At 42.8% G+C, this 15,966-nt stretch carries 9 protein-coding genes and 1 pseudogene; 8 read left to right on the top strand and 2 right to left on the bottom strand.

From position 1 onward, the window contains the following. Nucleotides 1-12: 12 nt before the first annotated feature. The 8 genes and pseudogenes from lpxD to HMPREF1551_RS09520 all read left to right on the top strand — a co-directional run bounded on the left by lpxD (nt 13) and on the right by HMPREF1551_RS09520 (nt 11,115). Nucleotides 13-1,047 carry a UDP-3-O-(3-hydroxymyristoyl)glucosamine N-acyltransferase gene (gene lpxD, locus HMPREF1551_RS09555; RefSeq protein ID WP_021628921.1) on the top strand — a complete coding sequence of 345 codons (1,035 nt, stop codon included), beginning with the start codon at nt 13-15 and terminating at the stop codon, nt 1,045-1,047. Nucleotides 1,048-1,083: 36 nt separating this feature from the next. Then, a complete protein-coding gene (locus HMPREF1551_RS09550; protein ID WP_021628920.1) occupies nt 1,084-2,475 on the top strand; it encodes a bifunctional UDP-3-O-[3-hydroxymyristoyl] N-acetylglucosamine deacetylase/3-hydroxyacyl-ACP dehydratase in 1,392 nt (463 codons plus the stop codon). Nucleotides 2,476-2,482: 7 nt separating this feature from the next. After that, nucleotides 2,483-3,292, top strand: coding sequence for an acyl-ACP--UDP-N-acetylglucosamine O-acyltransferase (lpxA, locus tag HMPREF1551_RS09545; RefSeq protein WP_021628919.1), 810 nt, complete (start codon nt 2,483-2,485; stop codon nt 3,290-3,292). 159 nt (nt 3,293-3,451) lie between these two features. Further along, nucleotides 3,452-5,443 carry a M3 family metallopeptidase gene (locus HMPREF1551_RS09540; protein WP_021628918.1) on the top strand — a complete coding sequence of 664 codons (1,992 nt, stop codon included), beginning with the start codon at nt 3,452-3,454 and terminating at the stop codon, nt 5,441-5,443. 76 nt (nt 5,444-5,519) lie between these two features. Further along, complete coding sequence (locus HMPREF1551_RS09535) at nt 5,520-8,120, top strand: DUF6493 family protein (protein ID WP_021628917.1); 2,601 nt, start codon at nt 5,520-5,522, stop codon at nt 8,118-8,120. A 41-nt stretch (nt 8,121-8,161) separates the two neighbouring features. Continuing rightward, nucleotides 8,162-9,151: a virulence RhuM family protein gene (locus tag HMPREF1551_RS09530; RefSeq protein ID WP_021628916.1), complete on the top strand. Its 990-nt coding sequence runs from the start codon at nt 8,162-8,164 to the stop codon at nt 9,149-9,151. Between the two features lie 186 nt (nt 9,152-9,337). Continuing rightward, nucleotides 9,338-9,706: pseudogene (locus HMPREF1551_RS09525) on the top strand (DUF6493 family protein); the annotation flags it as partial. Nucleotides 9,707-9,771: 65 nt separating this feature from the next. Then, nucleotides 9,772-11,115: an SWIM zinc finger family protein gene (locus HMPREF1551_RS09520; protein WP_021628914.1), complete on the top strand. Its 1,344-nt coding sequence runs from the start codon at nt 9,772-9,774 to the stop codon at nt 11,113-11,115. A gap of 96 nt (nt 11,116-11,211) precedes the next feature. Here HMPREF1551_RS09520 and HMPREF1551_RS09515 read toward each other — a convergent pair whose 3' ends face one another. Together HMPREF1551_RS09515 and HMPREF1551_RS09510 are read right to left on the bottom strand one after the other, a co-directional pair. Beyond that, nucleotides 11,212-12,708, bottom strand: a complete 1,497-nt coding sequence (locus HMPREF1551_RS09515) for a RagB/SusD family nutrient uptake outer membrane protein (RefSeq protein ID WP_021628913.1) — start codon at nt 12,706-12,708, stop codon at nt 11,212-11,214. A gap of 11 nt (nt 12,709-12,719) precedes the next feature. Beyond that, nucleotides 12,720-15,842 (bottom strand): SusC/RagA family TonB-linked outer membrane protein, encoded by a 3,123-nt coding sequence (locus tag HMPREF1551_RS09510; RefSeq protein ID WP_021628912.1) that lies wholly within the window; start codon nt 15,840-15,842, stop codon nt 12,720-12,722. Nucleotides 15,843-15,966 lie beyond the last annotated feature (124 nt).

The raw sequence follows: 15,966 nt of genomic DNA, 5'->3' as shown, positions 1-15,966 counted from the left end.
ACTTAAGTCTTTATGTCTCATAAATTCAAAGCAATTCAAATTGCCCAAGTCCTCCAAGGAACACTCGATGGTGACCCTGAAGTAGAAGTCTATAAGCTGGCTAAGATTGAAGAGGGTGGCCATGGTGCTATTACTTTTTTGTCCAACCCTAAGTATCGTCCTTTTATCTATACCACTACTGCTTCTGTGGTGATTGTCAAGGATGATTTCCAACCGGAACATCCTATTTCTTCTACCCTTATCAGGGTAGCTGACCCTTATTCTGCTTTTACACAACTACTCGAATTCTATAACCAGATGCGGATCTCTGCCAAAGTGGGAATAGAAAGTCCTGTAGCTATTGATCCTTCCGCCTCTTTGGGAGAAAATGCTTATGTAGGGGCTTTTACCTCCATTGGGGCAAATTGCAAAATAGGAAATAACGTAAAGATATATGCGCATACGACCATTGGAGACAATGTAACCATCGGAGATAATACGATCATTTTCAGCAATGTAGCTATCTATGCTGATGCTGTCATTGGTGCCAATTGTATTCTCCATTCAGGAGTGGTCATCGGTGCTGATGGCTTTGGCTTTGCCCCACAGGAAGATGGCTCTTATAAGAAAATCCCTCAAATAGGTAATGTCGTCCTTGAAGATAATGTAGAACTTGGCGCCAATACGACTATCGATCGTGCCACCATGGGATCCACTATCATTCGCCAAGGAGTAAAGATAGACAATCTTGTACAAATAGCCCACAATGTGGAAGTAGGCGCTCATACGGTAATTGCCTCCCAAGCCGGTGTGGCTGGTTCTTCGAAAATAGGGGAACACTGTAGTATAGGTGGACAAGTAGGTATTGCCGGGCACTTCACCATAGGAAATTATGTCAAGATACAGGCACAATCAGGTATTGGCCGCAATGTAAAAGACAACGAAGTCATCCAAGGCTCTCCTGCCTTCACCTATATGGACTACAACAAGTCCTATGTAGTCTTTAGAAAACTCCCAGAGCTTCTCAAGAGAATAGATGAATTAGAAAAGAAACTAGAAGAAAAATAATATAACTTAAATTACGTAATTTAAAATAATTAGCTTGTGAAACAATATACATTAACAGCCCCCATCACCTTACAAGGAAAAGGACTTCATACAGGAAAAGAGGTGACACTCACCCTAAAGCCTGCCCCAGAGAATACGGGTTTTGTATTCGTACGGGTGGATTTGGAAGGTAACCCCGTTATAGAAGCGGATGCTTCCTATGTCACCAGCACCGAAAGAGGTACCGTTTTGGAGAAAAAAGGTGTGAAGATCCAAACCTGTGAGCATATCTTGGCTGCCTTGGTGGGTATGAATTTGGATAATGTCTCTATCGAACTCAATGCTCCTGAGCCTCCTATTATGGATGGCTCTGCCAAATACTTCGTAGAAGCTATTGAGAAAGTAGGCATTGTAGCACAAGAAGCCGAACGCAACGAATATATAGTACGTGAGGTCATCTCTTACAAAAATGAAGAAACCGGCTCTGAGATTACCCTCATCCCTGCCGATGAATACCAAATAACCACTATGGTGGATTTTGGCACCAAGATTCTAGGTACTCAGAATGCTTATATGAATACCCTCTCCGAGTTCAAGACAGATATCGCATCTGCACGTACCTTCAGTTTCCTTCACGAACTGGAAGTACTCCTTGACCGAGGCCTTATCAAGGGGGGCGACCTGAACAATGCGATTATCTATGTAGATAAAGAGCCCTCTGCCGAGACAATGGACAAACTCAAAAAGGTGTTCAACCGTGATAACGTAACGGTAAAGCCCAATGGTGTTTTGGATAACATCACCCTCCACTATTCCAATGAGGCGGCACGCCATAAGCTCCTTGATGTCGTTGGAGACCTTGCTTTGGTAGGGGTGCGTATTCGAGGAAAGGTGATAGCCAATAAGCCTGGACACCTTACCAATACCCAGTTTGCCAAGAAGCTCTCCAAAATTATTGCCAACGAACGCAAGAATGACATCCCTAAGATAGACCTAAACCAAGCCCCACTGATTGACACAGTAGGCATCATGAAGCTCCTTCCTCACCGCCCCCCCATGCTCTTAGTGGATAAGGTTTTTGAGCTCTCCGACAAGCATGTGATTGCTACCAAAAGTGTAACCATGAACGAACCCTTCTTCGTAGGACACTTTCCTGGGGCTCCTGTTATGCCTGGAGTTCTACAGATCGAGGCCATGGCACAAGCTGGAGGTGTCCTCATCTTAAGCTCTGTTCCTGATCCGGAGAATTACCTGACCTACTTTATGAAAATTGACAATGTCAAGTTCAAAAACCCTGTACTCCCTGGCGATACGCTGATATTTAAGTTGGAACTACTCACTCCTATTCGTCGTGGTATCTGCCATATGCAGGGCTATGCCTACGCCAACGGTAAACTTGTTACCGAAGGGGAGCTTATGGCTAAGATTGTAAAACGTGACGAAAACTAACAATAGTATGATGTATCCCTTAGTCAATATACACCCCGAAGCCAAAATCGCTCAGAATGTAGTAGTAGAGCCTTTTTCTACTATCTGCAAAAATGTAGAAATAGGCGAAGGGACTTGGATAGGCCCCAATGTAACCATCATGGAGGGGGCACGCATCGGGAAGAATTGTAAGATCTTCCCCGGGGCGGTCATCTCTGCTATCCCCCAAGACCTCAAGTATAAGGGGGAAGAAACCACCACTCATATTGGGGACAACACTACCATTCGTGAGTGTGTTACTATCAACAAGGGAACCGTGGATCGCATGCGTACCGTGGTGGGAAACAACTGTCTGATCATGGCTTACTCCCATATCGCACACGATTGCATCGTAGGAGACAATTGTATTTTCTCCAATGGTACCACCCTCGCTGGACATGTGACCGTGGGTGATTGTGCTGTAATGGCGGGTATGACGGCCGTTTATCAGTTCTGCTCTATCGGAAGCTATGCCTTTGTTACAGGAGGCTCTTTGGTAGGGAAGGACGTACCGCCTTATGTCAAGGCTGCTCGTAATCCGCTTTCTTATGTAGGGGTCAACTCCATTGGGCTGCATCGCCGTGGCTTCTCTACCGAGAAAATTCGAGAGATACAGAACATCTATCGTATTCTTTTCCAAAAGAAGCTCAGCACCTCCCACGCTTTAGAGTATATAGAGGCTGAAATGGAAGCTACCGTCGAGCGCGATGAGATCCTACAGTTCGTCCGCCGCTCCCAACATGGTATTATGAAGGGCTATGCGGGCGTAACCCCAGAGGAAAACGATAAAGCTTTTTAAAATCTCAAATTTCAAATATAGGGGCGAATTGTCATTCGCCCTCTTTTATTATAGCAATTCATGTGCTGGTGCGAGTCACATACTCACTTGCAAGTATTCAGCGACTTTAGCTCGTGCCTACTATACATTAACTATTATCGGCGTTAATCATTAATCATTATGTATAATTCCGCTCCTTTCTCGCATTTTGCGCCTACCGACTACCTACCGGCTATCCAAAAGGCTATTACTGAAAGCCTTATTGAAATAGACCATATTACTCAAAACCCAGAAACTGCTACTTTTGACAATACGATAGCAGCTTTAGCTTACACAGGCTTGGAGCTTGACCGGCTTACAGCTATGTTCTTCAATCTCAATAGTGCCGAGACCAACGACACCTTACAAGCTGAAGCCCAGCGTATCTCTCCCCTACTCTCGGACTACAGCAACGATATCCGCCTGAACGAAGCGCTCTTCAAGCGGGTAAAGGCAGTATATACCCAGTGTGAAAAACGCTCACTCTCCGCCGAGCAACAAACTCTTTTAGAGAAAACCTACAAAGGTTTTACTCGTAATGGGGCAAATTTGTCACTTGCAGACAAAGAGCGTTTGCGTGAAATAGACAAGCAATTGGCTACGCTCAAGCTAAAGTTTTCTGAAAATGTACTGGCTGAAACCCAACACTACCAATGGGTGATTACCGATAAGGAACAACTCAGTGGATTACCCGATTTTGTCCTTGAGATGCTCGCCCAAGAAGCTAAAAAACGCCATGTGGAAGGTTGGGTCATTACCCTGGATATGCCTATCTATACCGCCGTGATGAAGTATGCCGATAACCGCGCCCTACGCCAAAAGCTCTTTACCAATTATCACAGCCGTTGTGCGGGAGATAGCTTGTATAACAACGAAGCAAATGTCTTGCGCATTGCCGAGCTACGCCAAGCCCGTGCTACCCTCTTGGGTTATCCTTCCTATGCGGCACTTGCCTTAGAGGAGCGTATGGCAGCAACTCCAGAAAAGGTAATGAACTTCCTGAGCGAACTGTTAAGCAAAGCCAAACCACAAGCCCTTAAGGAGTTAGAACAACTCAAAACCTTTTCGGGCCTTACCGATTTCCAGCAGTGGGATTTTGCCTATTATGCAGAAAAACTCAAGCAAGAGCGTTACCAGATTGACGACTCCTTGCTCAAGCCTTATCTATCCTTGGACAAGGCTGTAGAGGGGATGTTTGCCGTTGCTCACAAGCTTTACGGCTTGCACTTCTCCCCTACCGATGAGGTAGAAAAATACCACCCTGAAGTACAAACCTACAAGGTAACCGATGAGAATGGCCATTACCTTGCCCTTTTCTACACCGACTTTTTCCCTCGTGCAGGCAAGCGCAACGGAGCATGGATGACCTCCTACAAAGAACAATATATGGATAAGCAGGGCAACGACTCCCGCCCGCATATCTCCATAGTGTGCAACTTCACCCGCCCAACGGATACCGCCCCTTCTTTGCTCACCTTTAACGAGCTAACAACGCTCTTCCATGAATTTGGGCACGCCCTCCATGGAATGCTTTCCAAGGTAACTTACCCTTCACTGAGCGGCACCAATGTAGCCCGTGACTTTGTAGAACTCCCCAGTCAGCTGATGGAAAACTGGTGTTATGAAGAAGAAACCTTGCGCCTTTTCGCCACACATTACCAAACGGGCGAACCGCTACCCATAGAATGGGTACAAAAGATAAAAGAAGCCAGCGCCTTTATGGAAGGTATCCTAAGCGTACGCCAGCTCAATTTTGGTTTCCTTGATATGGCCTGGCATACCTACCCTCATTTGGAGCGCTTGGAAAGTGTACGCCCTTTTGAACAGGAAGTCACCAAGGCGACCCAACTCTATCCGCCTATTGAAACCATGTGTATCTCCCCTGCCTTTTCTCATATTTTCAGTGGAGGTTATGCCGCAGGCTATTACAGCTATAAGTGGTCGGAGGTATTGGATGCTGATGCTTTTGAAGCCTTTAAGGAAGCAGGCATTTTCAACATAGAAGTTGCTACTCGCTTCCGCCGAGAAGTCCTCGAACGTGGCAGTAGCGAGAAGGAAAGCCTCCTATACAAGCGCTTCCGTGGTCAAGACCCCACCCCCGATGCCCTTATCCGAAGAGCTTTCGGAGAATGATAAACGAAGCGTAAAGCTAGCTGATACTTGGAGCTGGCTATGTGGGTGAAAAACTATTCACTTTTAACTTTTCCCTATGAACGATTCCCTACTTTCCGCCATTAAGGCACACGATTTTACCGCCATTCGCAATATTTGCTTTGCGCTGTCGGAGCAGGAGTGCAATGACCTTATACATACCTTACAGACAGCCCGCTGGGAACAACTATATCACAACACGGATAAGCGTGCACCACGCTTACAAAGCCTTGATATAGTATGCTTTTCTTATATATTTTTATGTGTATCCCGCAGTAGTGACAGCCTCAAGAAAGCTGTAAAAGGGTGTTATAGCTCTGATAAAGATATTGTAGCTGAGTTCTTGCAGTTTTATTTCCCGCCCCTATTGGATTTGCTTACAACCAAAGAGGGACAATACCTTACCACTTCCTTACAATCTCTAAGAAAGAATCAGTTTCTGCAAGATACTACCTTTCAGAACCTCTGGACTTTGTACCAAAAGGGATTCATTGCCTTTGATGAAGACCTATTTATAGAAAAATTCTTCTTTTGGAACAATAAGCATATCACCGATGAACCTTTTGTCGATTTTCTATTGGAAAACAAGCAAATCAGCGAAAAGATTTTTGCTATAGTCCCCCAACATATCACCCAAGAGGTACCCTATCCTTCCGATGCTTGGAAGGAGTTATACCATATCTTACAAGCTAAAGGATATTTCTCAGACCGTAGTATCGTAGGTAGCCATATAGAGGCACTCCTAAATCCTTACAAAAAGAATATCCTTGACTTCTATTGTCGTATTATTGAAACATTTGAGCCTACTCGTCAAGAGCTTTTATCTCATCAAAGCACCCTTTTTGCCCTGCTCAGTAGCGATAAGACCTCGGTAATCAACTTTGTGATGAAGCTCATCAAGCAAATAGCTGATGAAAAAGACTTTGACTTCCAATCTTTTTCCGATAACTTTGTGCTGTGTTTTGCTACCCCAAAAATAGCCAAATCTCAACTCATAGGTTTAAATATCTTAGAAAAGCACTACAAAAAACAAGCCCCTACAAATATAGACTACTGCGAGCAATTAGCGGTACTCTTCACTATACCTGACGTAAAACTCCAAGAAAAAGTTGCCAACCTCCTCACCACCTATTTTAACCACGAAGGTCTCCCAGAGGTTATCGCTCCTTACCGTGATTACCTAAAAGGCAAAGCCCAAGACCTCCTTGCAACCCTAAGTCCATCGGAAAATTCAGAAAATTCTGAGAACTCCGAGAACTCCCAAATTGCCTGTGCGGCTCGCACCTCCCCAACTGCCTGTGCGGCTCGCACCCCAAAAATTGCTCCTGCCGCTCGCACTCCTCGCACTTGGGACGACCTCCTCTTCCTCATTGGCGACTGCATTCGTGAGCGTTCGCCTCTTGTCTTAGATCTTTTCTTTGAGGGCTTGAACCAGTTGCAGGCGCAAATTTCTAAAAATTTCTCTCAGCAGATAAGTCCCTACCAAAAGCAATTGGGCGAGCAGCCTTTTGAATTTACCACCTACCGAAAGTGTATGCGCTGGGTGATTGATGTATGGGAGGGCAAGGCCTCTCTCTCCAATGATATTTTCGGTGGAAAACTCTATAATCCTACACCGTTCCTCCGTGAGAAAACCAAGCGACTGCTCCTAAAACTCAAGCAAGGCAACACCTTGCCGTTTGTCAGTACCCCCACCCACGCTCCATTTTATATAGACCCGCTTACCTTTTTAGAACGTATCGCACAATATGAAAAAGCTGGTAAAACCCCGATGTTAGAAGATGTTGTCGTAGGGCTCAACCGATTGTTACCTATAGAAATTACAGAAGCGCAAAAACAATTGGCTCATTCCCTTACGGGCGATTATGCTGCTACCTTACAGTATTACTTTGAAGTGAGCAAAACCATCTCCGTAACCGATACTACACGAGTGCTCTGGGGGCAAGTGCTGCGCTTAAAAGATATTGATGGGGTATTTCCAGAATTGGAAATCTCTCAAAAAACCAACTTACAGGGCTTAGTACGTCCGTTTTATCTGAAATATGGAGTAAGACCTACCAAAATCAACGGTGTAGAACGGAATAAAATTATTTTGGAAGACAATTGGGATAAAAAATACAGTACTTATTCGCTCTACAATGACCTAGGAGCCAATTATTACAATGTATCTCCTATGAGCAAAGCAACAGATGAGGATATTGACTACCAACTCAGTCTAAACCCCCGCTATATTGACGGCTGGCTATGCAAATACCTACTCACTTACGCCCAAGGTGTGGAGGGCGAGAGCCTCACTGAAGCCACCCGTGTGATGAGTCTACTCCTTGAGCACCACTTACCTATCTATCACGGCGGTTGGCTAATGGTCGCCACTTGCCTTTTAGCCGAAAGAAAAAACTTGCGTGATCTGGCTACCGAATATATACTTCTAAGCCTGCAAAAAGGGGAAACGCTCACCTATCTTGCCGAGGCTATCGGGACACTCTTAGCCCATAAGTACGCCCCTATCGCTCGATTTGTGGAGTTTTTGGATATGCCTACCCGCAACCCTAAAGTAAAGGCTTTCCAAAAGGCAGTGGTAGAAGCCTACCTCCCCTTAGCCGAGAAACAAGAAAAGAAACCTACCAACCATAAGAAGTTAGTAGAGTTCATTCGTTAATTACTTTTCGCTATTCACTTTTCACTTTTAATTTTTCACTTATGAAAGATATATCACAAGGAGAAATGCTCCTATACCAAGATGAAAATGGTAGTACACAAATAGAAGTACGCCTTGAAAATGAAAATGTTTGGCTCACACAAGCACAGTTGGTAACCCTCTACCAATCAAGTAAAGCCAATGTAAGTGAGCATATTAAACACATCTTTGAAGAAGGTGAATTAGAAGAAACAGCAGTTGTTCGGAAATTCCGAACAACTGCCACTGATGGCAAAAGTTATAATACAGCTTTCTATAATCTTGATTTGATTATCTCTTTAGGTTATCGTATTAAGAGCCATATTGCTACAAAATTCAGGATATGGGCTACTCAGCGACTCAAAGAGTATATCATCAAAGGCTTTGTTATAGATGATAACCGTTTGAAACAGAATGCAGGGGGCAACTATTGGTATGAACTTCTTAATCGTATTCGCGATATTCGTTCCTCCGAAAAAGTGTTGTATAGGCAAGTGCTTGACTTGTATGCCACTAGTGTAGATTATGACCCCCGTACTCCTGAATCTATTACATTTTTTAAGATAGTACAGAACAAACTACACTATGCCGCTCACGGACATACAGCCGCTGAGGTAATTTATGAACGTGCCGATAGTGATAAACCTTTTATGGGACTTACCGTTTTTGCAGGAGATCACCCTTCACTAAAAGAAGTAGTAATTGCTAAAAATTACCTAACAGAAGAGGAACTCAAAGTACTCAACAATTTAGTTTCTGGGTATTTTGACTTTGCCGAAATACAGGCAATGAAGCGAAAACCGATGTATATGGCTGATTATATCAAGCAATTAGACAACATTCTCTCAGCAACAGGAGAAAAGGTATTGCAAAATGCAGGACGAGTAAGCCATCAAGAAGCTATTGAAAAAGCTACTATTGAATTTAAAAAATATCAAGTCAAAACCTTATCAACTGTAGAAGAAGATTATTTAGAAATCCTAAAGTCTTTAGAGAAAAAACTAACGAATTAACTCTTTATTTTAATACCTGACCTCGGTACGATAATCACTATCCACTTTTAATTTTTTACTTATGAAAGAAAACTTACTTTCCGCCATTAAGGCTCATGATTTTACTGCGATACGTACTATTTGCTTTGGTCTTTCTCAAGAGGAACGCCTAAAATTAAAGGTTATATAGCCAATAATGCTTGTGGAGCAGATGAAATACGCAATATGCAGCTACCATTAGAAGCTGTTTTGCGTTATGATTTGCGTGTGCGCCATAGCGGTTGGCTGTATATAGGAGCGTGTTTGCTCTTTGAGAAACGCCCGTCTCGTGATTTAGGTTATGAATACCTTTGCCAGGCGATTGCTCGTGGAGAAGACCTCACTTACTTAAAGACTTATCTCGCTCAAGTACTGGCTTGGGACTACCTGACTATTCCCCGCTTTATAGAGTTCTTAGACCGTCCTAATCCACCAGCCGTGAAAGCCTTTGGCAAGGATGTAGTAGCACTCTACTTGGAGGAAGTCAAAAAGCAAGACAAGTTACCGAAAAACCACAAGAAAATGACAAGTATATAGTGACTAGTGACTAGTGATTTTTTATAAATAATTAATAATTAATGATTTACAATTAATAATTAGAAATGAACGATTTTGAATATACTTATCCGTTTGCCTCTATGATAAAAGAGGAGAGCACTCACCAGAAGAATTTTATCTTTTCTCACTGTTCGGAACTGAAAGAAGACAATGCCGTGCCTTGCTTTTTTTGGGGCAATATCACCCAACCTTTTGTGGTAGCTAAGTGCCTCGCTACACTGGCCAAGACGGTCGCCTCTCAGTTTGCCGTTGCCCCAGGGATGTTGGCCAAGCTGCGCGATCCTATCATCTCAGTGGGGAATCAGCAGCTGCTTTTTGAGGCCTTTTCTTCCTGCAATAGCGTGTATGCACGCGTATCCCTTCACAACGAAGTACTCGATGGAGAGTTTGTCAAAAGTGGCTGTACCAATATTGATTTCAATGATGCTACGGTACGTGCCTTCAATGCAGTAACCGCTTCCGAGAAAATGATCTTGGGTGTGGGACAGAAACAAACCCACTTTATCACCGACAAACATAAAACCATAGAAAAGAAAGTCACCCTTCCCAATCGCTGGATTAAGGGATTGGGCAACGTACAGGTATATCTATCTGAAATGGAATTGGCCTATCGGCTCAATAAAGCCGAAGCCATTCAGCTCTTCCGTTCCTTGCCCAAACAAGCGGTAAAGACTGATTATTACTTGGTCAAGCGAGGCATCGTCTATACTTTTGCTCCCAGTCCTTCAGGGAATGCTATCAAGGTAGGAGGAGCGCACCGCCTCAACCTCTTACAGGGCTTGTTGCTGCTAGCCGATAGCCTTTTTATCTATCGCAATCCCAGTGAACAAACAGTGGCTTTTGTGTTGAATTTCAAAAGAGTGGAGTTGCTTTTTCTTCTTTCAGACAATGTATATCGCGGTTTCTCAGGGGACGGACGTTATTTAGAAAATATGATAGAGGACGTCCCTATGGAATGGCTCGTGGGAATCAACAACTTCTTCAAAACCAATGAAGTCTTCTCCCCCATTATGGTCTCCATTGAGAATGATATCAACTTAGGTACGATGAGTACCCTACAGGCCTCGCTCTCCAGTATTGGGCTATTAGGGTACAACCTCTTAGATCGCAATTACTTCTATCGCCGCCTTCCCTTCAAGCCAGAACGCTTGGCCAGCCTCAATCCACGCCTACAGAACGCTAAAAAACTCACCGAAAACAATGAGGTGCAGCTCATAGAACAACATGATAACTTTGTCAAAGCTCATGTAAAAGGAACAGGGGGAGTTACCCATACCGTTATCCTCGATGGCGAACACGCCCAGTGTACTTGCAACTGGTATACCAATCACCAAACGAATCGAGGATTATGCAAACATATCTTAGCTACCAAGATGATGATACAATGAGATAATTTGCCAATAAAGCAATTTGCCAATGAGTCAATCACTATACACGTAATTGACACATTGGCAAATTGACACAATTAGCAAATTAACTTACAACTATTCGTTTTGCACCATATTAGGATTAGATTCCATTTCTGCTTTAGGAATCTGGTAAGTCCATTTTTCATCCCCAGCAGGTACAGCTATCTTGAATATGTGGTTAGAACCTGCTTCATAGCGGTCAATACCTACATTCCAGCGTTTCCAATCAAAGAAGGCTGTTCCTTCTCCCCATAGCTCTATACGGCGTTGGGTACGCACCTCTTCTCGGAGGCGTGCTTGGTCAAAAGAAGATGGATCATAAGCGGTATCTCCTCTATTGTCCTTTACCAGATGTTCCAAAGCCGTTTTAGCAGCATCCACCTCTCCCAATTCCACCAAAGCCTCTATATAGAGTAGGAAAGGATCCTCTATACGTAGAAAGCAATAATCTCCGGTAAAGTCCGGATTAGTCACATACTTCATACTAGCATATTCAGGTAAGTTAGGATTCAACTGTTTGTATTTGCGTGCTAAAGTAGGGAAAAGTGTGGAATTGACGAACAACTTTTTACGTACATCTCCTACACCTATCTTATCATACAAGTTCTTATAGATCAATCTAAAAGAGCCTCCTCCTGCATAGTTATCAGACATACTATTATCCATATGAGAATAGAAAGAGTTGTAGAAAGTAGTGGATTCCTTAGTGATATCAAATCCCCATAACCAAGAAGGCATATTGATATCCCATTTTCCTGCCTCTACATCTCCACTGGGGGTAAGGGTAGGAGTAGAAGTACCTCCCATAGCGATTAGGGCATAGTGTTTTACATTGCTCCAATCTCTTTTGCAGGCATAGATTTTAGCCAAATAAGCAGCCCCCACAGCCTTGTCGGCATCTGCATGAGAGCCTTCTGTAGTTTGGAAGCGAGCATCATTCACTACCTCAAGATCTCGAATCATTTGGTCATATACTTGTTCTATGGTGGCGCGAGGTAGCTTATCATCTCCCGGATTAAGCATCAGGGGTACCCCTAAGCTTCCTGCATTCCCTTGGTAGGTTTTTGCAAAGCTATTGACCAAATAATAGTAATAAATTGCACGTAAGGTCTTTAGCTCTCCATATTTTTGATATACCCCTGGGTCAGAAGGTTCTGTAGCAAAATTGTCAGCCAATATGATGTTAATAGCACTAATCTGTTTGTATAAGAAATTCCATACAAAGGAAGGACGACGATAGTTAGCTTTCTTGTTGTTAACATTATAGTCAAAGATAAACCAACTTCTTGCTTGCTGCACCAAATCCAAGCCTGTATGGTCAAAGCCCACATCTATGGCCTTGAGCCCAAAACTATCGTGATTTCTGTTCTGGGTAGCTGCATTATTATTATAGATCCCTTTAAGCTCTACATCCAAGAGTTTTTTCTGAGTTTCTGCATTGCTCTGAAGTTCTTTTCTTCTTTCATCTGTGATATATTCATCCACTTCTGGATTAAAGAAGTCCTTGGTACAGCCTACCCACATCACAGAGAGTAGAACTACAGAAGCTATTTTCTTTATTTCTTTTTTCATAGGTTACAAAATTAAAAAGTAAATGACAATCCCATAGAAACAGTACGAATAGGACTATTCACGGCATAAGTATTAGAACCATCCAAGCTCACACGTGGGTCTAGCCCTTTACGTTTGCTCCACAACCATACATTGTCGGCAGTGATATAGTAGCGCAATTGGCTCAATCGAAGTTTCTCAACTACCTCTTTAGAGAAGTTATAGGCCAAAGAGACATTTCTTAGTGATAGATAAGAAGCGTCTATAAGAAAACGATCCGAAGTGGATACTATATTTTGGCTATTGGCTTGCAAACGAGGTACATCGGTATTACGATTCTCTGGTGTCCAGCGATTACGGATGTCAGTGTGCCAGTTATGTCCAGCAGTTCCTGCATGCATAAGTCCTAGATATTGAGAGTCAAAGAACTTTCCACCTAATTGGTAAGAGAACTGTAAGGCCAACTCAAAATTATAGAAGTTAAAAGTAGTTCCAAAACCTCCTTGTAGGTCAGGAATAGCGCTTCCTACCAATTGAGTACTATTTACTGATTCATAAGCTGCACTTGGCTTGAGTTCGAACTCTCCGGTGGTAGGATTTTTGATCCAATACTGGGCATCTCCATTTTCAGGATTCACCCCACCCCATTTGACCAAATAGAAATCATAGATACTTCCTCCTTCTAATAATTTCTGTACTCCTTTAGTTAACCCTTTTTCTCGAAGTTCATCAGGAAGTCGGGTAATCTCATTTTTATAGTGTAAGCCATTGAAGGTAAGCTTCCAGCTAAGTTTATCTGTTTTCACTGGAGTTACTCCAAGAGTAAGCTCAACTCCTTGGTTTTTCATATCGGCCACATTACGAGGCTCAGTTGTAAACCCTGTAGAGGCAGGTATCGGCATATTGAACAAGAGGTTGTTAGTCTTTTTTATAAAAAAGTCTACATCCAAGTCGATACGGTTATCCCAAAAAGTTGCTTCAACTCCTGCATTGAAGTTACCACTCTCTTCCCATGTGATAGCTCTATTTCCTTTATACTGAGGCTTCAAACCTGGTTCATTACCATCAGAAGAAATTTTATACAAGGACATATAAGGAGTATAGGAACGTTCCTTTTCATCTCCAGGTAAGTAGATATTATCATTTCCTTGTACGCCATAGCTAGCTTTGAGCTTAAGGCTATTGATAAAGTGCACTTTTTCTAGGAATTTTTCACTACTTACCAGCCAAGATCCTCCTACTGACCAAAAGGTACCCCAACGATTTTCAGGGGCAAAGACAGAAGATGCATCACGACGCAAGCTAGCTGAAGCAAAGTATTTTTGCTTGTAATTAGCATTTACCTGTCCAAAATAACCTTCCACAGCATAGGTATGACCATAAGAGTCAAGATCGGTAATCTTAGCAGCATTCCTGAAAGAAGTACCACTCGGATCTACAATTTTTTGTTTGCCTCCTTCCATATAGCCTGACTGTTCCTTATAGGTCTCATGTCCTAAGAGAGCTTCCATAGCATAGTCCTCCCAACTCTTATTATACTTCAACAATTGATTGAAGGTCATTACGATCTCATCATAATCAGATTTTTCGATAATTCCACCATATTTTTTAGCAGAACCTCCTATAGGAGTTCTAAAGCGATTATTTTTTACGAAATTTCCATAAAAATTCCCCGTGGTAGAGAATCTCAATTCCTTGGTTAGATCCAAATCCAAAGAAAGTGATTGGTTAAGATAATAAGATTTTCTTAGGTCAAGATTCTCATTCTGAGTACCTACAGGGTTCTCATTGGACAGATAGGCTCTTGTCTCCCCAAAGTCATATCCTTTGCTGCGATCTCCTTGCTTATATACAGGATAGATAGGAGCCATATTGCGTGTCCATGAAAAAGGATTTGCATAGGCATTTTTTTGTTCTCTACCTTGTCTTTGGGTATGGGTAAGTAAGGTAGAGGCATTGACCTTAAGCCATGGCGTAATTTCTCCTTTGTAAGCAAATCGGGTCGTATAACGGTTAAAATAAGAATTAAGGTTATACCCCTCATCACCTAAGTAACCCAAGGAGAAAAAGAAGCTATTGAATTCTGTTCCTTTGGTAAGACTTAGGTTATGTTCCTTACGTACACGAGAGTTGAACAAGGCTTTTTCCCAATTATTAAAATCCGGATCGGTGATCTTAAGCTTAGCCTGAGGGTTAAGCTTCCCATCAGCCCCTATCAATTGTTCATCAGGAACATCATAAACATTATATCCAGCTCCTAAATTTTTGATGAGATTTTTAGAAGCATAAGCCGCAGCAGCCGCTGCATTTCCGCCTCCTCTGGCTTGAAAATAACTATCATTATAGAGGGCATTCCAATAAGTCTCATAATATTCCGCAGGAGATTTTAGGATGTCATACTCCGGAATAGCTCGATAGTTGAACCCTGCACGTGTATCCACATGTATGGAGAGTTTCCCTCGTGCGCCTGACTTGGTAGTGATGATTACTACCCCATTGGCACCTCGTGCTCCATAGAGGGCTGCGGAGGCCGCATCCTTAAGTACATTGACCGATTCTATATCGTTGTTATTAATAGCACTTAAGTTTCCTGAAAAAGGTACCCCATCGAGGATAATAAGCGGCTCACTACTTCCGTTGATAGAACCTATCCCACGGATACGTATCTCACTATTGGCTCCTGGCTGCCCAGTAGAGGTGGAGATCTGTACCCCAGAGACACTCCCTTCGAGCGCCTTAGCTACGTCAGTGGTTTGTTTGTTCTGTATCTCCTCTGCCTTAACAGTGGCCATAGAACCAGTAAAGGACTTCTTATCGGCCGTACCATAGGCCACGGCTACCTTTTCTATCCCTACCAATTCCTCTACCTCAGGGAGCATCACCACTTTCAAATTGGTTTGCTTGCCCACTTTCACCTCTTGAGTTGTATATCCCATACTTGAGAATACAAGCACATCGTTGCGATCTACTTTGAGTTCAAAGTTACCGTGATTGTCCGTTGCCACGCCCCTGGTAGTTCCTTTGACCACCACGGAAACGCCCAACATGCCTAAGCCCTCATCGTCTTTTACGTTCCCCTTTATTTTCATCTCTTGGGCTAAAAGCCACCATGGGAACAAGACAAAAATCAATAGTAATCCTGTTTTGTTGTTCATATTCCAGTTGTTTAACAGTTAAAAAAGTAATTAGAGAGTGTTTTAAATAGCTATTTAACATTCTTTCCATTATTTTAAATTCTTTTTATAAATCAATAAAAATCTATAAAAGCCATTAAAAAAA

The sequence above is a fragment of the Capnocytophaga sp. oral taxon 863 str. F0517 genome, assembly GCF_000466425.1.
Classification (GTDB): domain Bacteria; phylum Bacteroidota; class Bacteroidia; order Flavobacteriales; family Flavobacteriaceae; genus Capnocytophaga.
The sequence above is the reverse complement of the archived record's forward strand: the minus strand, read 5'-3'. Positions and strand labels throughout refer to the sequence as shown.

Excerpts from the sequence above, each read along its gene's own strand:
- HMPREF1551_RS09530 (WP_021628916.1), top strand. The coding sequence starts at position 8,162 with ATGAAAGATATATCACAAGGAGAAATGCTCCTATACCAAGATGAAAAT.
- HMPREF1551_RS09510 (WP_021628912.1), bottom strand. The coding sequence starts at position 15,842 with ATGAACAACAAAACAGGATTACTATTGATTTTTGTCTTGTTCCCATGG.
- HMPREF1551_RS09535 (WP_021628917.1), top strand. The coding sequence starts at position 5,520 with ATGAACGATTCCCTACTTTCCGCCATTAAGGCACACGATTTTACCGCC.
- HMPREF1551_RS09540 (WP_021628918.1), top strand. The coding sequence starts at position 3,452 with ATGTATAATTCCGCTCCTTTCTCGCATTTTGCGCCTACCGACTACCTA.
- lpxA (WP_021628919.1), top strand. The coding sequence starts at position 2,483 with ATGATGTATCCCTTAGTCAATATACACCCCGAAGCCAAAATCGCTCAG.
- lpxD (WP_021628921.1), top strand. The coding sequence starts at position 13 with ATGTCTCATAAATTCAAAGCAATTCAAATTGCCCAAGTCCTCCAAGGA.
- HMPREF1551_RS09520 (WP_021628914.1), top strand. The coding sequence starts at position 9,772 with ATGAACGATTTTGAATATACTTATCCGTTTGCCTCTATGATAAAAGAG.
- HMPREF1551_RS09515 (WP_021628913.1), bottom strand. The coding sequence starts at position 12,708 with ATGAAAAAAGAAATAAAGAAAATAGCTTCTGTAGTTCTACTCTCTGTG.